This window comes from Dolomitihabitans soli (assembly GCF_022213955.1).
GTDB lineage: Bacteria > Actinomycetota > Actinomycetes > Streptosporangiales > Streptosporangiaceae > Streptosporangium_A > Streptosporangium_A soli.
The window spans coordinates 282,165-304,820 of record NZ_JAKNTW010000005.1; the positions used below are offsets into that span (position 1 = coordinate 282,165).

Sequence of the window (22,656 nt, forward strand, 5' to 3'; positions counted from 1 at the left end):
CCTCCATGTACTTAGGTAAGTCTAACCTAAGTGTTAGGAGAGTGTATCTCCCGGGTTATGGCGGCGAGCGCCGCGGGGAGGGCCAGCGCACGATCCTCGGCCACCAGGCCGATCCGGGTGCGGCGGTCCAGCAGGTCGTCCGCGTCCAGCGCCCCCTCGTGCCGCGCGCCCCACACCAGCTCCGCCCCGGTGACGCCGAGCGCGACGGGCTCGGCCAGCGCCGGATCCTCGTCCGCGAGCGCCTGTACGGCGGGAGCCTCGCTGCCGTACCTCTCCACGAGCCGTGAGGCCGCCGCCACGGGCCCTGCGGCGGCTCCCACGAGTCCAAGTCGCGCCGTGACGCTCGGGCCCGCCTGAAGGGATCTGAGGGCCACGGCGCGATCCACGGCGTCCTGCGCCATCCGCCGGTACGTCGTCAGCTTCCCGCCCACCACCGTCACCACGTCCTCGGGGGACACCAGTACGGCGTGCCGGCGCGACAGGTCGGCGCTCGGGCCGTCGGGACCCCCCTCGCCGAGGAGCGGCCGCAGTCCGGCGAAGGCGCCCGCCACCTCGGCGCGCTCCACGGCCGAGGACAGGACCGAGTTGAGCACCTTGAGCAGGAAGACGATGTCCTCCTCCGGAGCCTCGGGGACGTCGGGGACCGGCCCGTCGAGCGGCTCGTCGGTGAGGCCGATGTAGGTCCGCCCGTCGGCCTGCGGCAGCACCAGCGCGAAGCGGTCGCGCTCGCCGGGGATCGGCACGTGCAGCCCGGCCCTGAGTCCGGGCAGGGTCCCCGGGCGCAGCACGAGGTGGGTGCCCCTGGAGGGCCGCAGGGTGACGGAGGGGACCAGTTCGCCCGCCCACACGCCGGTGGCGTTGATCACCACGCGGGCCCGGATCCGCAGGGTCTCGCCGCTCAGCTCGTCCCTGACCAGCGCGCCGTCGCCGTCCAGCGAGAGCGCGCGGCACCGGGTGAGCACCCGCGCGCCGTGCCCCGCCGCCGTGCGGGCGAGCGCCACCACCAGCCGGGCGTCGTCGACCACCCGCCCGTCCCACGACAGCAGCGCGCCGCGCAGGCCGTACGGGCGGAGGGCGGGGGCCAGGGAGATCGCCCGCTCGACGGAGACCCGCGCGGGGCCGGGCAGCAGGCGGCGCGGGGTGCGGGCGGCGGCCCGCAGCGAGTCGCCGAGCCGGTACCCGGTCATGACCGTCGCCGCCTGCCGCCGCGTCACGGCCGCGGTGAGCGGGAGCAGGTACGGCTGGGCCCTGACCAGGTGGGGGGCCGTGCGGGTGAGCAGGATGCCGCGTTCGACGGCGCTCTCCACGGCCACGCCGACCTGACCCCTGGCGAGGTAGCGCAGTCCGCCGTGGATCATCTTGGAGCTCCACCGGGAGGTGCCGAAGGCGAGGTCGTGCGCGTCGATCGCGGTGACGGACAGGCCGCGGGAGGCGGCGTCGAGCGCCACGCCCGCACCGGTCGCGCCCAGCCCCACGACGAGCACGTCCGCGACGGCGTCCCCGTCCTGGGTCTCGGTCAGCTCGCGCGTCCTGCGTCTTGCGTTGAGGGAGGTGTTCATGAACGGAAGAGGGAGAGGCGGGGCATATGTCACAGTTTAGGCGTGGAGACTCCGACGACGCCCGCCGAACCCATGCTCTGGTCCGGCTGGGGCGATCCCGCCAAGGCCGCCGACCTGCCGGAACCCCTGCGCAAGCTGCTGGTGGACCTGCTCGGCCTGCGCCCCCCGGAAACGCCGGCCGCGAGCTTCGGCGAGGTACGGCTGCCGCCGGTCGCGCTGTCCCCGCTCGTCCTGACGGAGCTGCGCGGCGTCGTGGGAGCGGACCACGTCCGGTTCGACGACGACACCCGCATCCGGCACACCCGCGGCAAGTCCACCCCCGACCTGATCCGGATGCGCGCCGGCGACGGCTCCGACGCGCCCGACGCCGTGGCGCTCCCCGGGTCGCACGAGGAGGTGCTGGAGGTCCTGCGGCTCTGCGCCGCCCACCGGGTCGCGGTCGTGCCGTTCGGCGGCGGCACCTCGGTCGTCGGCGGCCTGGTCGCCACGCGGGCGGGCTTCGCCGGCGTGGTCGCGCTCGACCTGAGCCGGTTGAACCGGCTGCGCTCCGTCGACGAGGAGTCGATGATCGCCGACCTGGAACCGGGCATGCGGGCGCCCCAGGCCGAGCGGCTCCTCGCGGGCCGCGGGCTGACCCTCGGGCACTTCCCGCAGTCCTACGAGTACGCGACGCTCGGCGGTTACGCCGCCGCGCGGTCCAGCGGCCAGGCGTCGGCGGGATACGGCCGCTTCGACGACATGGTCGCCGGGCTGACCGTCGCCACCCCGAGCGGCACCCTGGAGCTGGGCCGCGCCCCGAAGTCGGCGGCGGGCCCCGACCTGCGGCAACTCGTCCTGGGCTCCGAGGGCGCCTTCGGGGTCATCACCTCGCTCAGGCTCAGGGTCCGCCGGGCCCCCGCCGAGAAGGTGTACGAGGGATGGCGGTTCGCGTCCTTCGCCGCCGGCCGTACGGCGCTGCGCGTGCTCGCCCAGCGCGGGCCGCTGCCGACGGTGCTGCGCCTGTCCGACGAGACGGAGACGATGGCGGGGCTCGCCAGGCCCGGGGAACTGGGCGGCCTGGACACCGACGCCGGCTGCCTGGCGATCGTGGGCTACGAGGGCGACGACGCGGCCGCGCGCCGGGAGTCCGCCGCCTCGGCGCTGGCCGAGCTCGGCGGCGTCTACCTGGGCGCCCAGCCGGGAGAGTCGTGGGCGCACGGCCGGTACGCCGCGCCGTACCTCCGGGACTCCCTGCTGGCGGCGGGCGCGACCGCCGAGACGCTGGAGACGGCGGGGTTCTGGTCGAACCTGCCCCGGCTCTACGACGAGGTACGGCGGGCGCTGCACGCCGAACTGGGCTCCCCGCTGGTGATGTGCCACATCTCGCACGTCTACGAGACCGGCGCGTCGCTCTACTTCACGGTGGTCACCGCCCAGTCGGGCGACCCGCTCGGGCAGTGGGAGCGGGCCAAGCGGGCGGCCGGTGAGGCGATCATCGGCGCGGGGGGCACGATCTCGCACCATCACGGCGTCGGCCGCGACCACCGCGACGCCTACGCCGAGGAGATCGGCGAGCTGGGCGTCGCCGTCCTGCGCGCGGTCAAGGATCGGCTGGATCCGTCAGGAGTGCTCAATCCGGGCGTGCTGATCCCTTCGGCGACGGCCAGTTTTCGCTAATCCGACGGTATTCCAGCAAGATCGCGGCAAGGATGTGACCATGGTGGAAGTCGCCGCGGAACGAGGTAGAGGGCTGTCCTCCCGGATCTCGGAGGAGGGCGCGGGGTGGGTCTGCGCGGAAGAGGGCACCTTTCGCGCGTTGCAACCAGATGGGCGGAGTTTCTCCTGGCTCAATCCGGTCACGCTGTGGCGCTCGCGCAACGAGATCCTGGCGAGCCTGTTCGGCGACCCGTCCCAGGAGGTGCGGCGCCGGTGGATGGCGGCCCAGCGGGAGCGCGGCGCGGATCCCGGCTGCCGGATCGACCGCGACCCGGGCCACGAGTTCTCCTTCCTGGTGCTCGGCGATCCCGGCGAGGGCGACGCCTCGCAGTACGCCACGGTGCCGGGCCTGCTCAAGATCGGCGAGGACACCTCGTTCACGGTGGTCGCCAGCGACGTCATCTATCCGACCGGCTCCGGCAACGATTACGAGGACAAGTTCTTCCGTCCCTACCAGGAGTATCCCGCCCCGATCTACGCGATCCCCGGCAACCACGACTGGTACGACGGGCTCGGCGGCTTCATGCGGGTCTTCTGCGACGCGCCCCCGCTCAGGCCCGTCCGCGACGCCTTCCGCTTCTCCCCCTCGGGCCTGCGCGGCCTGCTCTGGCGACGGCCGGACAAGATCGACGAGGTACGGCTGGCGGCGGCGCGAGCACGGCGTGCCCGGCCGGAACAGCAGGCCGTGCAGCCCGCGCCCTACTGGGTGATGGAGTCCCCCGACCTGCTGATCGTCGGCATCGACACCGGGATCCGCGCCGGTCTCGACCGCGACCAGGGCGAGTGGCTGCGCCGGGTCTCCGCGGATCCACGGCCCAAGCTGCTGATCACCGGTAAGCCGATCTACGTGGGCAACGAGCACCGGCCGTGCCCGATCGAGGGCGGCGGCACCGTCGACGACGTCGTCCGCGACCCGGCGCACCGCTACGTCGCGGTCATCGGCGGCGACGTGCACAACTACCAGCGTTATCCGGTCAAGGTGGGCGACCGCGTCATCCAGTACGTCGTCGCGGGCGGATCCGGCGCGTTCACCCACGCCACCCACACGATCCGCCGGGTCGACGTCGCGGGGGTGACCGAGGACGAGTTCCGGTGCTACCCGCTGCGCGGCGACTCCCTGTCCTTCTACAGCCTTCTCTACAGCCGCAGGCTGCGCATGCGCTGGCTCTACCTGCGCCCGGAGGAGGCGGCGTGCATCATGCGGGAGCAGATCGGCAACGATCCCGTCCGCCCGATCGCCCGAGAGGTCACCCTCACCCGCCGGATGCGCTGGGCGGCCCGGTTCCTCGGCTCGTGGCCGATGCCGTTGCGGCTCCCCGTCGGGCGCGTCTTCCACCGCTACCTCTCCGAGCTGTCCGACTGGGACTCCCCGCCGTTCTTCAAGAGCTTCCTGCACGTCCAGGTCACCGCGGGCGAGTTGCGGATCCGCTGTTTCGCCGCCACCGGCTGCCGCACGCAGGAGCTGGACCCGCCCCTGGAGGACGAGGTCGCCATCCCGCTCGCCTGAACTGTCAGACCCCCGTGGCAGGCTGGCCCCGTGCATGTGACAGTGGCGTCCACCGCCGGTGGCGGCGGGGTGCTGCGGCCCGGCGGTCCGGTGCCCGACCTGGCCACGGCGGTGCGTGAGGCGGAGCGTGCGCGCCCCCGGTGGGTCTGGGCCGACGGCCGGGCCGTCTATCCGGAGCTGCTCGCCAGGGGCGTCCGCCTGTCCCGCTGTCACGACCTCGCGCTCACCGAGACGCTGCTGCTCGGCCACGAGGGGCGGTACGGCGAGCCCGCCTCGGCCGCCGCCGCCTACGCCCGGCTGCACGGCCTCCCGGTGCCCGACGACCCCTCGGGCCGGCCCGCGCAGGCGACCCTGTTCGAGACCGCCAGGCGGGGCCCCGACGTCACGGAGATCGACCTCGTCGGCGAGGTGCACGACGACCAGCTCGAACGGATCGAGGCGACCGCCGACCCCGGCAGGTTCCGGCTGCTGGTCGCCGCCGAGTCGGCGGGCGCGCTGATCGCGGCCGAGCTGGGCCACGACGGCATGCCCTGGCGGTCCGACGTCCACGACGAGCTGCTCACCGGGCTGCTCGGCCCCCGCCCGGTGCACGGGATGCGCCCCGTCAAGCTCCAGGCCCTCGCCGACCAGGTCAGCGCGGCCTTCGGCCAGGCGGTCAACCCCGACTCGCCGCAGCAGATCGTCAAGGCGTTCAAGTCGGCCGGCATCTCCGTCCCGTCCACCCGCTCCCAGGTGCTCAAGGAGGTCGAGCATCCGGGGGTCGCACCGCTGCTCGCCTACAAGGAACTGGCCCGCCTGTTCAGCTTCCACGGCTGGACCTGGGCCGACGCGTGGGTGCGCGACGGCAGGTTCCGGGCGGAGTACGTGGTGGGCGGCGTGGTGTCGGGCCGCTGGGCGACCAGCGGGGGAGGGGCGTTGCAGATCCCCAAGGTCATGCGCAGGGTGGTCGTGGCCGACGAGGGGTGGGACCTGGTGGTCGCCGACGCGGCCCAGCTCGAACCGCGGGTGCTCGCGGCGATGGCCGGCGACCGCGGGCTGGCCGAGGCGGCGGGCGAGATCGACCTGTACGCCGCGCTCGCCCAGTCGTTCGGCGGGGCCAGGGACCACGCGAAGATCGCCATGCTGTCCGCGATGTACGGCGGGACCAGCGGCGACGCCCCCAAACTGCTGGCCGTGATGCGCCGGCGTTATCCCCAGGCGTACGCCTTCGTCGAGGAGGCGGCCAGGTCCGGGGAGGAGGGCAAGCTGGTCCGCTCCTGGCTGGGCCGTACCTGCCCGCCTCCCTCGTCCCGCTGGCGCGAGCTGGTCTCCGGGCCCGGCGGCAACGGGGCCGCGCGCGAGCGGGGCAGGTTCACCCGCAACTTCGTGGTCCAGGCGACCGCCGCCGAGTGGGCGCTCGCCATGATGGCCGTGCTGCGCGGGCGGCTGCCCGAACCGGCCCGGCTGGTGTTCTTCCAGCACGACGAGGTGATGGTGCACTGTCCCGCCGAGTTGTCCGGCGAGGTGGTCGCCGCCGTCGCCGGAGCCGCGGAGGAGGCGACCCGGCTGTTGTTCGGCGCGACCGAGGTGCGCTTCCCCATGGAGGCCGTGGCGGTCACCTGCTACGCGGACGCCAAGTGAGCCGCCGCGGTGGCCGGGTGTCGCGCGGACGTGGGGGAGCGGCGTGGCCGGGGTCGTGCGGACGTGCGGTGGGCGGGCGGGCGGTCAGGTGGTTCGCGGGCGGGACAGGAGCAGCCAGGCCGCGCACAGGGTGACGAGCAGGGCGACGGCCAGCCCCAGCGTGCCGTAGGACAGCCAGCCCACGACGGCGCCGGCGACCACTGTGCCGGTCGCGCCGCAGACGTTCATGATCAGGTCCGACAGCCCCTGTACGGCGGGCCTGCGGTCCAGCGGCACCGCCTCGGAGAGCATCGCGGACCCGGCGATCAGCCCGCAGGACCAGCCGGTGCCGAGCAGGAAGAGCCCGGCGCTCACCTGGACCACGCCGTGCTGCCCGGCGGTGCCCGCGAGCACGGCGGCGGCGAGGAGCTGGCCCATGCCGAGCACGAGCACCGGCACCCTGCCGATCCGGTCGGCCAGCCAGCCGACCACCGGGGACAAAACGTACATCCCGGTGATGTGCAGGCTGAGCACGATGCCGATGACCGAGATGGCCGTCCCGCCGTGGTCGAGGTGGACCGGGGTCATCGACATCACCGACACCATCGCGGTGTGGCTGACGGCGATCGCGATCAGCGCCAGCCGGGCGGCGGGGGTGCCGCGCAACGTCTGCCAGGCGTCGCGCAGGGCCCGCTTCGGCCGTGCCGGGGCGCCGGCGCCCGCGGTGCTGGTGAGCCGCCTGGCCAGCAGCAGGGGGTCGGGGCGCAGGGCCACGCCCACGACGACCAGGGCGACGGCGAAGGCGGCCGCCGCGAGGGCGTAGGGCCCGCTCGCCGGGTCGAGACCGAGGGTCGCGCCCAGGCGTTCCGCGGGCTGGGCGAGGTTGGGGCCCATGACCGAGCCGATGGTGGCCGCCCACACCACCAGGCCCAGGTGCCTGGCGGTGTGCCCGGGCGGCGACAGGTCGGTCGCGGAGTAGCGCGCCGCCAGGTTGCCCGCGCTGCCGCCGCCGAGGAGGAGCAGCCCGGCGAGCAGGAGCGGCCAGGAGCCCATGGTGATCGCCGCGACGCTGATCAGCGAGCCGGCCAGGGCGACGCCGTAGGCCAGGGAGAGGCCCGCTCGGCGGCCGCCGCCGCCGGACGCCTTGGCCGTGGGCAGCGCGAACAGGGCGGCGCCCAGCACGGTGGCGGTGCCCGCGAAGCCGCTGATCGCCACCGAGCCCGACAACCTCTCGACCATCAGCGAGCTGAAGGTGAGGCCGACGGCCACCCCGACGCCGCCGACGATCTGGGCCGTGGACAAGGTGGCCAGCGTCCGCCGCTGGGTCTGCCGGACTTCGCGCGACGCCAGAGGTTGCAGGGATTTATCGTGATTAGTCTGGGTCGTCGTCACGGGTGAAGTCTGCCATCACACCTGACCCTGACGGTTGGTGAGGTGGGGGCTCAGTCTTCCGGGGCGAAGTTGTCGAAGAACACCGATCGCGTCTCCGCGCTGTCGTCCCATCGCAGGTCCGGCGTGGCGAATGTGATCTTGTACGCCCGTCTGGCGTCCACGGTCACGTGTCGCACCAGCGTGTGCATCGGCACCCCGTTCGACAGCGTGTGGGTGTACTCCCAGTCGGCCGCCTTCCACGAGCCGTAGGAGGCCCGCTGCAACTGCACCTGGATGTATTCCGTCAGCTCCGACCCCTCCCGCGCCCTGCCGAGCGCGGCCAGCCCGCCGTCGGACGCTGGGCCCGCCCGGTCGACCGTGATGCTCTCCCCGCTGCTCCTCGGCCCGGCGAAGGTCACCCGGTTGCCCGCCACGGACGTCTTCCAGTCCTCGGGCACCGCCGCCGTGATCCCGGCCTGGGCCCGGGTCGTGAAGCCGTCGGGTACCTCGCCGCCGCCGGTGTCCGCCGTCAGGGTGCTCGGTGCCGCCGCGGTCGGCGCCGGGGAGGACGGCGGCGCCGGTTCCGGCGAACCGCCCTGGAGCAGCAGCACCGCGAGGACCGCCACCCCTGCCGCGCCCGCCGCCGCCAGCAGCAGCCTCAATGTGGGCCGCCTGCCGCGCAGCCACCCGCCACCGCCGTCGGGATTTCTACGCCGGGCGTTCCTGGCGCTCTCGGCGCGCCGCTCGTCGAGCTCGCTCCGCGGCCTGCTCGCCCGGGTCTCGCCGGTCTGCTCGCGCAGCGCCTCGAAGGCCCCCACGGCGCCCCGGCCAGGCTGTGGCGCCGGGGCCGCGCCGAGGGCCTGGAACTCGGCGGGCATCGGCGTGGACGGGCTGCTCAACGCGTCATAACCGGCGCGCCGCGGCCGGACCGCCTGCTGCCTGCCCGGCGCGTCGCCGAACGGATCCCGCTGACCCTGACCGCCGAACGGGTCCTGCGGGCCCGACGCGTTGCCGAACGGGTCCTGCGGAGCGGACGGGTTGTTGAACGCGTGCGGGCCCGACGGGTTCCCGAACGGGTCCTGAGGGCCTGACGGGTTGTTGAACGCCTGTGGGCCTGAAGCGTTGCCGAACGGGTCGTGTGGGCCGGACGGGCTGTTGAACGGGTGCGGGCCGGACGGGTTGCCGAACGGGTCCTGTGGGCCCGACGGGTTGTTGAACGCGTGCGGGCCCGATGGGTTGCCGAACGGGTCGCGTGGGCCCGACGGATCGCCGGACCCGTTCTGCGGGCCCGACGGGCTGCCGAAGGCGTCGTACCCGCCGGACGGGTTGCCGAAGGCGTGCGGGCCGGATGGGTTGCCGAACGGGTCCTGCGGCCCGGAGGGACCGCCGAACGCGTCATGACCACCCGACGGGTTGCCGAAGGGATCCCGGACCCCCGCGAACGGGTCCTGCGGCCCGGCGGCCCGGCCGAAGGGGTCTCCGGAAGCACGCTGGTCGAACGGGTCCTGCGGCCCCGACGGGCTGCCGAACGCGTCGAACCCCTGCGGCGCGGACGGGCTCGTCATCGGGTCGAAGGCGGCACCGGCCCGCCCGGCCCCGGCGCGGTGCGGTCCGGAGGGGCCGGCCAGCGCGTCGTACGGCGTCCCGTGACCGTCGGAGACGTCGGCCGCCGGCTCGTACGGCACGCGCACCGGGCCGGACGGGGTCTCGACGATCCGCGAGGGCATCGGCCCCGAAGGCGGGTCGAGCGGCGGAAGCAGGCGCATCGGCGTGGAGTCGGCCGGCGTCGGCATCGGCGCGGGTTCGGGAGGCTGTCCCGTGCTGCCGGACCCGTGGCTGCGGAGCACGCGTTCCAGCAGGTCGGAGACTTGGACGGCGGTCAGTCTGTCAGCCGGGTTCTTCCGTAGCAGGCCCTCGATCACGGGCAGCAGCGCGCCGGCTCGCTGCGGCCTGGACGGCTCCTGGGTGAGCACCGCGCCGAGCACGGCCATCGCGTCGGGCCCCTCGTACGGCGGGCGCCCCTCGACGGCGGCGTAGAGGGTGGCGCCGAAGGACCAGAGGTCGGCGGAGTGGGTGATCGCCTGTCCCTGGAGCCGCTCCGGCGGAATGTAGGCGGGGGAGCCCATCAGCAGCCCGGTCTGCGTGATCGTGACGTCACCCTCTATGGCGGCGATGCCGAAGTCGGTGAGCACCACCCGGTCGGAGGTCAGCAGCACGTTGCCGGGCTTGACGTCACGGTGCAGGATCCCGGCCGCGTGGGCGTGCCGCAGCGCGTCGAGCACCCGGATGCCGATCTCGGCGGCCTGGACCACGGGCAACGGCCCGCTCTGCCGTACGGCCTGCTCCAGCGACCAGGCGCGGACCAGTTCCATCACGATCCAGGGCCGGCCGTCCTCCTCGACCACGTCGTGGACGGTCACGATGCCGGGGTGGCTCAGCCGCGCGGCCGAGCGGGCCTCGCGCATCATGCGGCGGTGCGCGACCTGTTTGCCCGCGTGATCGAGGCCGAAGGGCAGCAGCAGTTCCTTGACCGCCACATCGCGGTCGAGCAGCACGTCGTGGGCGTGCCACACCATGCCCATGCCGCCGCGGCCGACCGGTGACACTAGGCGGTAACGCCTGCCGACCAGCCGGTTCTGACCTTCGACGGTTTCTCCCGTGGTTTCATGACCATCCGGCATGGAGGGGACATTACCGAGCATGCGGTCAGCGGTCATATCCGAGCCCCCATATCCAGTCCCAAATCGAAACCCCCGTCTCGCTGACAGGCATGAGTCGCGATTCTTCCAGATTGTGAGGTGCGACACGATATCGGGAATGGTAGTTGGCCGGGTGACAAACCCCCGAACCCTTATCCGGCCAGGCGCGATGCCATTAGATCGATGATCGTTTCCGGCTATTCCTGTCGGTTACCCGATTTGCGCGCGGGACTCCCCGGCCAGCGCCTCCAGCGCGGCGGTGAACGCCGAGGCAGGCGGGCTGACCAGCCCCGCGCCGACCTGACCGGTGCCCGCCAGGCGGCCCGCGATCCCGGTGTTCACCACCGGGAGCAGGCCCGTCCTCGCCACCAGGGTCACGTCGACGCCCACCGGGGTGCCGCGAAAGCCGAGGGCGGGGATCTGGTAGGCCGGATGCTCGGCCAGGGTGATCTCGTACATCGACCGGGTGGCGGCCACCGCGTCGGCCACGTCGCCGCCGACGAACCTGACGATCGCCGGCGCGGCGGCCATCGCGAACCCGCCGAGCCCGGCGGTCTCGGTGATCGTCGAGTCGCCGATGTCCGGGTTGGCGTCCTGCGGGCCGTACGCGCCGAGGTAGAGGCCGTCGGGGACGCCGGAGGGGCCGGTGAACCAGCGGTCGCCCAGCCCCGAGACCTGGATGCCGAAGTCGGTGCCGTTGCGCGCCATCGCCACGACCATCGTCGAGCCGGGCACGTCCCTGGCCGCGTCCGCCCCCACCTTGCAGGCCGCCATCCCGGCGTTGAGGTAGAAGTGGTCGTTGCCGTTGACGAAGCGGAGCACCTCGGCGGCGTGCGTGGGCGCCGCCTCGACCACGGCCGGGGCCAGCTCCCTGACCAGCAGCGAGGTCGCCGCCCGGTTGCGGTTGTGCAGCTCGTCGCCCATCTGCAGCGCCTGGGTCGCGAGGGCGCGCAGGTCGAGCGGGCCCGCGCGGTCGAGCGTGGCCGCGAGCACCGGCCCGAGCACCTCGCCCATCCACCGCAGCCGCGTCAGCACCTCCTCGCCGTACGCGCCGTAGCGCAGCACCTTGCCGAGCCCTTCGTTGAGCGAGCAGTAGGCGGTGCCCCCGTGCTCGGCGTCGCGCACCTCGAACACCCACATCGACGGGCTGACCACGCCCGCCATCGGCCCGACGGTCCGGTGATGGTGGCAGGAGTCCAGCCGGGCCTCGCCCGCCGCCAGCCGGCGCTCCGCCTCCTCCGGATCGGCGGCCAGGCCCTCCAGCAGCATCGCGCCGATCAGCGCGCCCCGCATCGGCCCCGAGGCCCGCTCCCACTCGATCGGCGGTCCCGCGTGCAGGAACGTGCCCGGCGGGAGGTCCAGCGCCTCGCGGGCCGGCCGTACGCCGACGAGTTGCGGCCTGGCGGAGACCAGCCGGCCGGCGGCCACCTCGTTGGCGCGCACCCGGCGCGGATCGGCCAGCACGGTGGCCAGCGCCTCCTCGGTGCCCGGCAGCGGCGGCCGCCACGCCACGTCCACCCGTGGCACGGCCTGCGCGTCCAGCGCCTCACCGAGCAGCCCGGCCCCCACGGTGATCACTGTGGGCTCCCCCTGAAGCATGGAAAGCGTCATGTGCCGACTCCCGATTCCGGCGCGTCGCCGAGCAGGGCCACCGCGTGACGTGCCGCGTGGGCGTTGGAGACGAACACCGAGGCGCCCGCCGAGTGGAACGCCTTCGCCTGCCGGTGCAGGCCCTGCGGGTCGCCCTCGGTCCCCACCAGCGCGACGACCACGGCGACCCCTCGTCCGGTGGCGTCCGCCACGGCGGGGGCCAGCGTCACGGCGGGATCCGGGTCCGCGCCGTGCCCGAGCACCACGTCGAGCAGCGCCACGTCCCCCTCGGGCACCTTGGCGAGCGCCTCCAGCCGGAGCGCCGGGTCGATCATCGGATGCGGCCTGCCCCGGGTGTAGGCGTCGTCGCCGTAGTCGGTGAACGTCCCGCGGCCGGCGATGATCGACGCCTCGACGCACAGGGTGCCGCCCGAGTAGATCCCCCAGAGCGCCGACCCCCGGCGGCGCGCGGCCGGAGCGAGCCAGGACGGCCAGCGGGGGACGGCGAGGCCCAGGGCGCGCAGCACGGCTTCGGCGGCGGCGGTCAGATCGGACGCGCCGGGGACGTCCAGCAGCGCGGTGATCGCGGGGGTGGCGAGGGTCGTCAGCGTCCGCTGGACGGTGTCGGCCGCCTCCGGGGCGGGGGGCTTGGAGATGAGGACGATCAGTTCGGTGGCCGGGTCGGCGTCCAGCGCGGCGAGGGCGCGCAGCGTCGACAGGCCGCCGACCGCCGCGGAGAGGTCGCGGCCGCCGACGCCCAGCACGTGGCTCACGCCGGCGCCGGCGAGGTCGAGCAGGGAGGTCACCTGCTGGGCCCCGGTGCCGGAGGCGGCGACGACCCCCACCGGTCCCGGCCGCAGCACGTTGGCGAAGCCCAGCCCCGTGCCGCCGATCACCGCCGTGCCGCAGTCGGGCCCCATGACCAGCACGTCACGCAGCCGTGCCCGCTCCTTCAGCACGATCTCCTGCGCCACGGGCACGTTGTCGCTGAACACCATCACCGACAGGCCCGCCTCGACCGCGTCGAGCGCCTCGGCGAAAGCGTGCTCCCCCGGCACCGAGACCAGCACCACGTCCGCCGGGTGCGCCCGCGCGGCCGCCCCGGTGGTGCGCGGCGGCGCCTCGGCGGGCCCGCCGCCCGCCGTACGGCCGGCCAGCGCGGTGAGTCGGCGGTCGAGTTCGCCGGTGGCGGCGTCGGCGGTCGCCGCGTCGCACGCCCTGATCGCGATCAGCAGGTCGGCCGGCCGCGCCTCGGGCAGCGTGAACCCCAGCTCTCCCGCGAGCCCCAGGTTGAGCTCCGTCGCCATGGCCACGATCGCCACCTCGACGCCGTCGAGAGCCGCCAGGGCCCGGCTCACCCCCATCAGGCCGACCGAGTCGTGATAGACGCCCGCCCGGATGAGGACCAGATCCACCGCCGGCCCGTCCCCGGTGCTCAACGGGGAGACTCCGTCAGCGCGAGGACGGCGGCGAGACCGATCCGGAGGCCCCAGGCGAGGTCGGCGCCCGATGTGTGGCCGAGGTGCAGCAGACGGCGCAGGGCGGGTTCGAGGGACTGCCGGCCGGCGATCCCGCGCAGGGTCGCGAGGATCTCCCCGCTGGCCTCGCCCCTGGCCGCGCAGTGCAGGAGGGTCGCCGAGATGGGGGTGGTGCGGGTGCGGGCGTCGAAGGTGACGGCGGCGGCGAGCCAGTCGGCCAGCCAGACCGCGCGGCCGGCGCCGCAGGCCAGGCCCAGGTGGCGCAGGGCCACCAGCAGGCCGGCCAGCACGTCGTCGCCGCTGGGGGTGAGGCCGGGGCCGAGGCCGACGAGGTGCTCGGCGGCGGTGATCGTGTCCACCAGGGAGCCCGTGACGCAGCCTTCGGCGAGCAGGGCGGCGGCGCCGTCGCGTTCGAGTCCGGGCTGTCTGGGGGAGGCGGCGCAGATCGCCTCCAGCTCGGGGAGGGCCCGCGCCAGCTGGGGGAGGTCGACGGGGCCGAGCGGCGGGGCGGGATTCCACCAGCGGCGGGCCCGCAGGATGTGCGCGCCGACCTCGATGGCGCCGTCGCCGACCGCGGCCTCCTCGCCGACCGCCGCCTGGGGGATCGGCCCGGCGAGGATCATGGCGTTGGGCAGCCGGGTGGCTCCGCCGTTCACGACGGCGATCACGTGGGGTTCCAGCGCGGTCCTGACCTCCAGGTAGAGCCCGGCGGGGAAGGCCGCGAGCACCCGCGCGGGGCGGCGTGGCGCGTCGAGGAGGGGCCGCAATGCGGTGCTGCAGGCGCCGGAACCGTGTGTCCGTACGGTCATCCGCGCAGGGCCGCGCCGCGCACGCGGACGCGTTCCAACGGTCACCGAACCTCCCCTGGATCGCCGGTTCGCGCACGTCGGGCGCGTATGGACAGACCTGCCCTCGCGGCGCGAACTCTGAACCCGACCGTAGAACGCTCCTTGACAGCCCCCGTACGGAGAAAGCTGACAACAGTCAGCTGAAAGGTTGGCTCTTCCTGCCAGACACACCATCAGTCACAATTCACTCATGGAACCCCCCGTGCGGCTGGCGAGCACCGGAACGATCATTCATGGCGTCGCGGTCGGCGAGGTCCTGGGCGTCTCCACGCTCGCGGGCGCGAAGCTGATCGCGGGCGAGAGCGGCCTGGGCCGGATCGTGCAGCGTCTCAACGTCATGGAGGTGCCCGACGTCCTCGCCTGGGTGAAGCCGCACGAACTGCTGCTCACCACCGGCTACCCGCTGCGCAACACCCCGCAGTCCCTCGACCGGCTGGTGGCCGACCTCGACGAGCGCGGCCTGGCGGCCCTGGCCATCAAGCTCGGCCGGTACCTCGACGACCTGCCGGAGAACATGGTGGAGCAGGCCGACCGGCTGGGCTTCCCGCTGATCCGGCTCCCCGACGACGTCGGCTTCGACGACATCCTCAACCAGGTGCTCACCGACATCCTCAACCGGCAGGCCGCGGTGCTGGCCAGGGCCGAGGAGGCGCACCGGGCGCTGGTCCAGGTGGTGCTGGCCGGCGGCGGGCTGCACGAGGTGAGCGCCGAGGTGGCCGGGCTGCTCGACGTGGCCGTCGCCGTCCTCGACGGCGCGGGGCAGCAGCTGGCGGCGGCCGGGCCGAAGGAGCACGTGGCGGTGCTGCGCCTGCTGGCGGCGGGCGAGGGCACGATGCCGCCCGAGCCGTCGGGACAGCCGGGCCCCGGCGGCGTGGGACGCGCGTTCGCGACGGTCCCGGTCGTCGCGGGAGGGCACCACCACGGCAGGTTCGTCGCCTACAGCCCGGGAGGGACCATCCGTGACAGCGACGTCGGGATATTGGAACGTGCCGCCACGGTCGCGGCGCTCGTGGTGACCAGACAGGAGGCGGTCAACGCGGTGGAGAGCAAGTATCGCGCCGACTTCCTGCGCGACGTCCTCACCGGGCGGGCCGGGTCCGCCGAGCGGATCGCCGGCCGGGCCCGTGCGTTCGGCTGGGACCTCCAGCGGCCGGTCACGGTGATGGTCGCCGAGCTCGACCCGGAGACCGACGAGCGCACCGCGCAGGACCGCCTGGTCACCTCGTGGACCACCGCGATGCGCAGGCACGACGCGCGGGGAGCCGTCGCGGGCTTCTCGCACGAGGTGGTCGCCGTCCTCGACGCCGCCGCCGACACCGCCCGCGTCGCGAGGGACGCCGCCGCGACCTTCGCCGAGGCGCTGCCCGCGACCTTCTCCACCGGCACCAGCCGCCCGGCCGCGGGTCCCGACGCCCTCCCCGAGGCGTACGGCCAGGCGCTCAAGGCCGCCAGGGTGGGCCGTCAGCTGCACGGTCCCGGCGCGGTCGCCCACTTCGACCAGCTGGGCGTCTACCGGCTGCTGTCCCTGGTCAACGACACCGCCGAGCTGCACGCCTTCGTCCGGGAGACGCTCGGCCCGCTCGCCGCCGACGACGAGGCGGAGAACGCCGACCTGCGCCGCACCCTCCAGGTCCTGCTGGAGACCAACCTGAACGTCGCCGAGACCGCCAGGCGCCTGCACTTCCACTACAACACCTTGCGTTACCGCATCGGCAAGCTCGAACGCCTGCTCGGCAACTTCACCGAGGACTCCCATCTCCGTCTCAACCTCACCCTCGCCCTGCACGTCCTGCGCATGCGCGGCATCTGAGTCCCTATGCTGGAATCCGTGGAAGAGACCTTCGAGCTGGAAACCGACTACATCACCCTGAGCGACCTGCTGAAGGTCTGCGGTGTGACCGACACCGGGGGCGTCGCCAAGCAGCTGATCGTCGACGGCGAGGTGATGGTCGACGGCGAGGTCGAGTTCAGGAAGGGCCGGAAGATCCGCCCGGGTCAGGTCGTCACCGGCGAGGGCTTCGAGATCGACGTGGTCGCCGCGGGCTAACGGAGGGCGCCGTCCCGAAGTGCGCGACGGGAGTACTGGTCTTCGGCCCAGATTTGGCAGATCATGCCCGTGTAGGACCGTGAGATCGGGCCTAATGTGCCCGGCAATACGGAGAGCCATCGTGCGGGAGACCTGCGGGATGGTGACCGGGCGACGGCCTGAGTGAAGAGGGGCTCCCATGGTTGCGGGTTGGACCAAGCACGGTGACGGACGGCGGCTGGCTCCCGGTGAGGTCGTCAAACCGGACGAGCGGCTGACCTGGCCGCGCATGGTCGGCTTCGGCGCCCAGCACGTGATCGCGATGTTCGGCGCGACGTTCGTCTTCCCCATCGTGATGGGGCTCGACCCCAACGTCGCGGTGATGATGTCGGGAGTCGCGACGATCCTGTTCCTGCTCATCGTGCAGGGGAAGATCCCGAGCTATCTCGGCACCAGCGCCTCGTTCGTGGGCGGCGTCATCGCGATCCGCGCGGCCGGCGGCGACAGCGGCACGGTCACCGGGGCGATCCTGGTGGTGGGCGCGGTGCTGGCGCTGGTCGGCCTGGCCATCCACTTCCTCGGCGTACAGATCATCAACCGGGTCTTCCCGCCGGTGGTCACCGGCGCGGTCGTCATGCTGATCGGCTTCGGGCTGGCCTACGTCGTCGCGGACGTCTACTGGCCGCAGGACCACTGGCTGGCCCTCGCCACGATGGTCGTGACCTTCCTGTTCATCGTGGTGTTCCGGGGGTTCCTCGGCCGGATCGGGATCCTGCTGGGGCTGATCGTGGGGTTCGTGCTCTCCTGGGGCGCGGACCTGGTCTTCGGCCCGGTGACCTCGGTGCTCCCCGGGCAGAACCTGCGTGACGCCGCGGGCGCCACCTGCTCGCCGGAGGGCGTCTACTGCGTGGCCACCGCCTTCCCGCACGACCGCGTCGACCTCTCGGCCGTCGCCGACGCGCCCTGGTTCGGCCTGCCGAGCTTCCACGGCCCCGATTTCAAGATCTCCGCCATCGTCCTGGTGCTGCCCGCGGTGATCGCCCTGATCGCGGAGAACGTCGGCCACGTCAAGGCGGTCGGCGAGATGACCGGCACCGAGGTCGATCCCTACCTGGGCAGGGCCATCGCCGGCGACGGTATCGCCACCGTGGTCACCAGCGCGGTCGGCGGCTCGCCCACCACGACGTACGCGGAGAACATCGGGGTGATGGCCGCGACCCGGGTCTACTCCACCGCCGCCTACTACATCGCCGCCGTCATCGCGATCCTGTTCGGCCTGTGCCCGAAGTTCGGCGCGTTGATCGCGGCCACGCCCGGCGGGGTCCTCGGCGGGATCACCGTCATCCTCTACGGCATGATCGGGCTGCTCGGCGCCAAGATCTGGATCGAGAACCGGGTCGACTTCGCGAACCCGGTGAACATGGTGCCGATCGGCGCGGGCATCATCCTGGCGATCGGCCCGGTCGGACACATGATCACGGGAGAGTTCTCGCTTGAGGGCATCGCGCTGGGCACCATCGTGGTGCTGGTCGGCTACCACGTGCTGCGGGCCCTCGCGGGACGCGGGCGCGGCGGCGAAGAGGTCTCCGGCGGCGAGGTCGGCTTCGAACGCGTGGGACGCTGACCGGTGAAGCCGCCACCCTTCGACTACCACGCGCCACGCGACCTCGGCTCGGCGTTGTCCGCCCTGGCCGAGGCCGGAACGGACGGCAAGGTGCTCGCCGGCGGCCAGAGCCTGATCCCGATGCTCAACATGCGGCTGGCCGCGCCCGGACACCTCATCGACATCAACCGCCTCGCCGGACTCGACACCGTCACGGCCGGTCCGGACGGCGTGCGGGTCGGGGCGCTGGCCCGGCACTCGCGGGTGGAGCGTTCCGCCGAGGTGGCCGCCGCGCAGCCGCTGCTGCGCCAGGCTTTGCGCCAGGTCGCCCACCCGGTGATCCGCAACCGGGGCACGGTGGTGGGCAGCCTGGTGCACGCCGACCCCGCCGCCGAGCTGCCCGCCGTACTGGCGTTGCTGGGCGGGTCGGTACGGCTGGCGCGGGCCGGTGAGCGGGAGCGGGACGTCGCGGCCGGGGAGTTCTTCACCGGTCCGCTGGAGTCGGCGGCCGAACCCGGCGACCTCGCCGTCTCCGCCTTCTTCCCGGCGTCGCCGCCCCGCAGCGGCACCGCGTTCAGGGAGCTGGCCAGGCGGCACGGCGACTACGCGCTGGCCGGGGTCGCCGCCGTGGTGAGCCTCGGCGAGGCGGGCGAGGTGGTACGGGCGCGGGTGGCGTGCATCGGCGTCGGCGCGGTGCCCATCGTGGTCGACGTGACCTCTGCCGGGCGGCCGGGCGACTGGGCCGCCGCGGCGCGTGCCGTACAGGATCGAGTGGAGCCGGAGGACGACATTCACGCGACGGCCGGTTACCGGCGGCACCTGGTGGGGGTCCTGGCCGAACGGGCGCTGGGCGAAGCGGCGAGGGAGGCGGCCGATGCATGAGATCACGCTGACGGTCAACGGCGTCGTACGGCAGGCGCGGGTGCCCGCCCGGCGGCTGCTGTCCGACTGTCTCCGGCACGACCTCGGCCTGACCGGCACGCACGTCGGCTGCGAGCACGGGGTGTGCGGGTGCTGCACGATCCTGCTCGACGGGGAGCCGGTCCGGTCGTGCCTGACGTTCGCGGTGACCGTCGACGGGCGGGAGATCACCACGGTCGAGGGGCTGGCCGGTCCGGACGGCGCGCTGTCGCCGGTGCAGCGGGCCTTCGCCGAGTGCCACGGCCTGCAGTGCGGCTTCTGCACGCCGGGATTCCTGTGCACGGCGACGGCCCTGCTGCGGGAGAACCCCGCGCCCACCGAGGAGGAGGTGCTGGAGGGCATCTCGGGGAACCTGTGCCGCTGCACCGGCTACCAGAACATCGTCAAGTCGGTCCACCGCGCGGCCGAGCTGATCGCGGAGGAGCCGTGACGACCAGGATGTCCGGTGGGATCGAGCTGATCGTGGGGATGTCGTGAGGACCAGGTCCTTCGGTGTGGCCGAGCTGAGGGTGGGGACAAGGCCCTTCGGTGTGGCCGAGCTGATGGTGAGGACCGGAGCCTTCGGTGGGGTCGAGCTGATCGTGGGGGAGTCGTGAGGACCAGGACCTTTGACGCGGCCGAGCTGATCGCGGAGGAGGCGTGACCACGCGGATGTTCGGCGAGCCCGTGCTCCGGCGGGAGGATCCGCGGCTGCTCACCGGGCAGGGCCGCTACCTCGACGACCTGGGGCCGCGCGCGCTGGCCGCCGCCTTCGTGCGCTCGCCGCACGCCAGCGCGCGGATCCGCGACATCGACGTGTCGGGCGCCCTCGACGTCGAGGGCCTGGTCGCCGTCTACACCTGGGAGGACCTGCCCGAACAGGTCGGCGCGCCGCTGCCGCTGCTGATCCCGCATCCGGCGCTCACCCACGGCCGCACCGCCTATCCGCTCGCCCGCGACCTGGTCAGGCACGTCGGCGAGCCGGTGGTGATGGTCGTCGCCCGTGACCGCTACCTGGCCGAGGACGCGTGCGCGCTGATCCGGGTCGACTACGAGGTGCTCAAACCGGTCGTCGGGGTGGAGGAGGCGGCCCATGGCGGGCTGCTCGTCCATGCCGACGTGCCCGGCAACGCGGGCGCCCACCTGGTGCAGGAGGTGCCCTCGGCCGCCGGGCTCGGCGCGGGCGAGGCGATCGGCCGGGCCCCGCACGAGCTGTCGTTCCGGCTCGACATCGAGCGCAGCGCGTCCATGCCGCTTGAGGGGCGCGGCGTGTACGCGCGCTGGGACGCCGACGACCGTTCGCTGCGGGTCTACTCCAGCACCCAGACCTCCACCAGCGTGCGGATGGCCATCGCCGCCAGGCTCGGCCTGCCGCTGCCCTCGGTGGAGGTGATCGCCCCGGACGTCGGCGGCGGTTTCGGCGTCAAGATCGTGCACCCGTGGCCGGAGGAGGTCCTCGTCCCGTGGGCGGCGATCCTGCTCGGCCAGGAGGTCAAGTGGACCGAGGACCGGCGCGAGCATTTCATCTCCGCGGCGCACGAGCGCGGCCAGGTGCACTTCGTCAGGGTCGGCTTCGACGACGAGGGCCGCGTCCTGGGCCTCGACGTGACGATCCTGCACGACCACGGCGCCTACACCCCGTACGGCATCATCGTGCCGATCATCACCGCCACCCAGCTGCTCGGTCCCTACCGGATCGGCGCCTACCGGGTGGAGTTCACCTCGATCTACACCAACACCGTCCAGGTCACGCCGTACCGTGGCGCCGGACGCCCGCAGGCCGTGTTCTGCATGGAACGCACGATGGACCACATCGCCGCCCACCTGGGCCTCGACCGTACGGCGGTGCGCGCGGCCAACCTCATCCAGCCCGACGAGTTCCCCTACGACCAGGGCCTGATCTTCCAGGACGGCCGCCCGCTGATCTACGACAGCGGCGACTACCCCGAGTCCCTCCGCATGATCAAGGAGCTCATCGGCTGGGACGGCTTCCCGGCCGTGCGCGCCGCCGCCGAGGCACAGGGCCGCCGCCTCGGCATCGGGATCGGCTGCTACGTGGAGGGCACCGGGGTCGGGCCGTACGAGGGCGGGCACGTGCAGGTGACCTCCGACGGCCGGGTGCACGTCTCGACCGGTCTCACCTCGCAGGGACAGGGTCACGAGACGGCCTTCGCGCAGATCGCCGCCGCGGAGCTGGGGGTGCCGCTGGAGCGGATCTCGGTGGTGACCGGCGACACCCGGCGGTTCGGGTACGCCGTGGGCACCTTCGCCTCGCGGGCGGCGGTGATGAGCGGCAACGCGATCGCGCTGGCCTGCCGCAAGGTGCGCGCGAAGGCGCTGCGCATCGCGGCCGACGCGCTGGAGGCCGACCCGGGCGACCTGGAGATCAGCGAGGGCGTGGTGCGGGTGGCCGGGTCGCCGGGTGCGTCGATCCCGCTGGCCACGGTCGCCACGCTGGCCAACCCGCTGCGCTACGCCTTCGACGAGCAGGCCGCCCGCGCCACCCAGTTCGCCGCGACCCCGGCGATGGACCGGCCGCCGGTGGCCGAGGGGGAGGAGCCGGGGCTGGAGGGACGCGACTACTACTCGCCGATCCGTTCCACGTTCGCCTCCGGGATGCACGCGGCGATCGTCGAGACCGACCCGGAGACGGCCGAGATCAAGATCCTCCGGTACGCCGTGGTGCACGACTGCGGAAAGCTGATCAACCCGATGATCGTCGAAGGGCAGATCCACGGGGGAGTGGCCCAGGGCGTCGGCGGCGCGCTGTACGAGCGCATGGTCTACGACTCGCACGGCCAGCTCCTGAACGCCTCCTTCATGGACTTCCTGATGCCCTACGCCACCGAGATCCCCCATGTGGAGACCGCGCACCTGGAGACCCCCTCGCCGCTCAACCCGCTCGGTATCAAGGGGGCGGGCGAGGCCGGCGTCATCCCGGTGTCGGCCGTGATCGCCTCGGCCATCGAGGACGCCGAGGGCATCGTCATCGACCGGATGCCGATCTCCCCCTCGGACCTGTTCCACCTGAGGGCGACCCGCTGACCGCTCGTCCGTGTGGGCGGGGGTCCTGGGCGGGTGACGGTGGAGGTCGGCAAGGTGAACGCTGAAAAAGGAATACAGGGCCACAAAGGGGGCAAATGGCTCAGGAGTGCCATTTTTTCTCGCCCTGGAGGGGTTATGGTCACCCAGTCGCGGCGTGTGACCCGAAACCGCACGCCGACCAGCAGAGGCGTTCCAGCGGCCGGCGGGCCCGCGGCCGGAGACGGAGCCGGAGACGGGCACCGGGCCGGCCGAGAGTTCACGCTGGACCTGCCACTTCTTTCCATCCAGGTGCGGCCGCCCAGCGTCAAGCCGCCGCACGTGCCGCTACCACGGCTCCCGCACGTCCCCGGCGTCAGCCGCCGGGAACTGGGGCACGCGATGGACGTCGCACGGACGTTCCTGCCGCCGCCTGAGCGCATCGCCTACTACGGCGGGCTCGGCGCACTCGCCGCGTTCGGCGTACTGGATTGGCCGGTGGCGGCCGCGATCGGCGCGGGAACGGTGATCGCGCAGCGCGGCCGTACAGAACAGCGCGGTGGTACGGCACAGCGCGGGCGTACAGCACCGCGAGCTCGTACAGCACCGCGAGGTCGTACGAAGTCGCCCGACGTCGGGAAACCGAAGCAGGCCAGGAGCTCCGCCAAGAGCTCCGGGGAGAAAGTGACAACACGCCGCACGCGGGCCGGCAAGTAGGTCCATCCTGTCCGACCGGCATGTCCACAGGACTCCACCGGAG

At 73.3% G+C, this 22,656-nt stretch carries 16 protein-coding genes; 10 read left to right on the top strand and 6 right to left on the bottom strand.

All coding sequences use genetic code 11. The features are described 5' to 3' along the window. Positions 1–26 precede the first annotated feature (26 nt). Positions 27–1,559 carry a glycerol-3-phosphate dehydrogenase/oxidase gene (locus MBA17_RS12210; RefSeq protein WP_238496510.1) on the bottom strand — a complete coding sequence of 511 codons (1,533 nt, stop codon included), beginning with the start codon at positions 1,557–1,559 and terminating at the stop codon, positions 27–29. A 72-nt stretch (positions 1,560–1,631) separates the two neighbouring features. Here MBA17_RS12210 and MBA17_RS12215 point away from each other — a divergent pair, with 72 nt between their 5' ends. Genes MBA17_RS12215 through MBA17_RS12225 form a run of 3 tightly spaced genes read left to right on the top strand, consistent with a single transcriptional unit; the run spans position 1,632 to position 6,381 of the window. Next, a complete protein-coding gene (locus MBA17_RS12215) occupies positions 1,632–3,215 on the top strand; it encodes an FAD-binding oxidoreductase (protein WP_238496752.1) in 1,584 nt (527 codons plus the stop codon). Positions 3,216–3,255: 40 nt separating this feature from the next. Continuing rightward, on the top strand, positions 3,256–4,761 hold the full coding sequence (locus tag MBA17_RS12220; protein WP_238496511.1) for a metallophosphoesterase family protein: 1,506 nt from the start codon (positions 3,256–3,258) through the stop codon (positions 4,759–4,761). A gap of 30 nt (positions 4,762–4,791) precedes the next feature. After that, positions 4,792–6,381 (top strand): bifunctional 3'-5' exonuclease/DNA polymerase, encoded by a 1,590-nt coding sequence (locus tag MBA17_RS12225; RefSeq protein WP_455432747.1) that lies wholly within the window; start codon positions 4,792–4,794, stop codon positions 6,379–6,381. Positions 6,382–6,465: 84 nt separating this feature from the next. Here MBA17_RS12225 and MBA17_RS12230 read toward each other — a convergent pair whose 3' ends face one another. The 5 genes from MBA17_RS12230 to MBA17_RS12250 form a co-directional block, all read right to left on the bottom strand. Then, positions 6,466–7,752: an MFS transporter gene (locus MBA17_RS12230; protein WP_238496512.1), complete on the bottom strand. Its 1,287-nt coding sequence runs from the start codon at positions 7,750–7,752 to the stop codon at positions 6,466–6,468. Between the two features lie 50 nt (positions 7,753–7,802). Then, positions 7,803–10,412, bottom strand: a complete 2,610-nt coding sequence (locus MBA17_RS12235; RefSeq protein WP_238496513.1) for a serine/threonine-protein kinase — start codon at positions 10,410–10,412, stop codon at positions 7,803–7,805. A gap of 228 nt (positions 10,413–10,640) precedes the next feature. Next, positions 10,641–12,041 (bottom strand): YlbE family protein, encoded by a 1,401-nt coding sequence (locus MBA17_RS12240; protein WP_238496514.1) that lies wholly within the window; start codon positions 12,039–12,041, stop codon positions 10,641–10,643. Next, positions 12,038–13,459, bottom strand: coding sequence for an FdrA family protein (locus MBA17_RS49370; protein WP_274385283.1), 1,422 nt, complete (start codon positions 13,457–13,459; stop codon positions 12,038–12,040). The genes MBA17_RS12240 and MBA17_RS49370 overlap by 4 nt, the downstream gene beginning before the upstream one ends. Then, positions 13,456–14,307: an oxamate carbamoyltransferase subunit AllH family protein gene (locus MBA17_RS12250; RefSeq protein ID WP_238496515.1), complete on the bottom strand. Its 852-nt coding sequence runs from the start codon at positions 14,305–14,307 to the stop codon at positions 13,456–13,458. Before MBA17_RS12250 ends, MBA17_RS49370 begins: the two co-directional genes overlap by 4 nt. Positions 14,308–14,536: 229 nt before the next feature. On the opposite strand from MBA17_RS12250, the gene MBA17_RS12255 reads away from it, so the two are divergent. From MBA17_RS12255 to MBA17_RS12285, 7 genes are all read left to right on the top strand, one after another. Further along, positions 14,537–16,156 carry a PucR family transcriptional regulator gene (locus MBA17_RS12255; protein WP_238496516.1) on the top strand — a complete coding sequence of 540 codons (1,620 nt, stop codon included), beginning with the start codon at positions 14,537–14,539 and terminating at the stop codon, positions 16,154–16,156. Between the two features lie 18 nt (positions 16,157–16,174). Next, entirely contained in the window at positions 16,175–16,393 is a 219-nt protein-coding gene (locus MBA17_RS12260) for an RNA-binding S4 domain-containing protein (RefSeq protein ID WP_238496517.1), read from the top strand. A gap of 178 nt (positions 16,394–16,571) precedes the next feature. Next, complete coding sequence (locus MBA17_RS12265; protein ID WP_238496518.1) at positions 16,572–17,996, top strand: uracil-xanthine permease family protein; 1,425 nt, start codon at positions 16,572–16,574, stop codon at positions 17,994–17,996. Between the two features lie 3 nt (positions 17,997–17,999). Beyond that, the gene (locus MBA17_RS50375) at positions 18,000–18,857 is read left to right on the top strand and encodes an FAD binding domain-containing protein (RefSeq protein WP_238496519.1); all 858 of its coding nucleotides are present in this window, start codon (positions 18,000–18,002) and stop codon (positions 18,855–18,857) included. Further along, positions 18,850–19,326: a (2Fe-2S)-binding protein gene (locus tag MBA17_RS12275; protein ID WP_238496520.1), complete on the top strand. Its 477-nt coding sequence runs from the start codon at positions 18,850–18,852 to the stop codon at positions 19,324–19,326. The genes MBA17_RS50375 and MBA17_RS12275 overlap by 8 nt, the downstream gene beginning before the upstream one ends. A gap of 209 nt (positions 19,327–19,535) precedes the next feature. Continuing rightward, positions 19,536–21,920: an aerobic carbon-monoxide dehydrogenase large subunit gene (cutA, locus tag MBA17_RS12280; RefSeq protein ID WP_238496521.1), complete on the top strand. Its 2,385-nt coding sequence runs from the start codon at positions 19,536–19,538 to the stop codon at positions 21,918–21,920. A 156-nt stretch (positions 21,921–22,076) separates the two neighbouring features. Further along, positions 22,077–22,613 (top strand): hypothetical protein, encoded by a 537-nt coding sequence (locus MBA17_RS12285; protein WP_238496522.1) that lies wholly within the window; start codon positions 22,077–22,079, stop codon positions 22,611–22,613. Positions 22,614–22,656 lie beyond the last annotated feature (43 nt).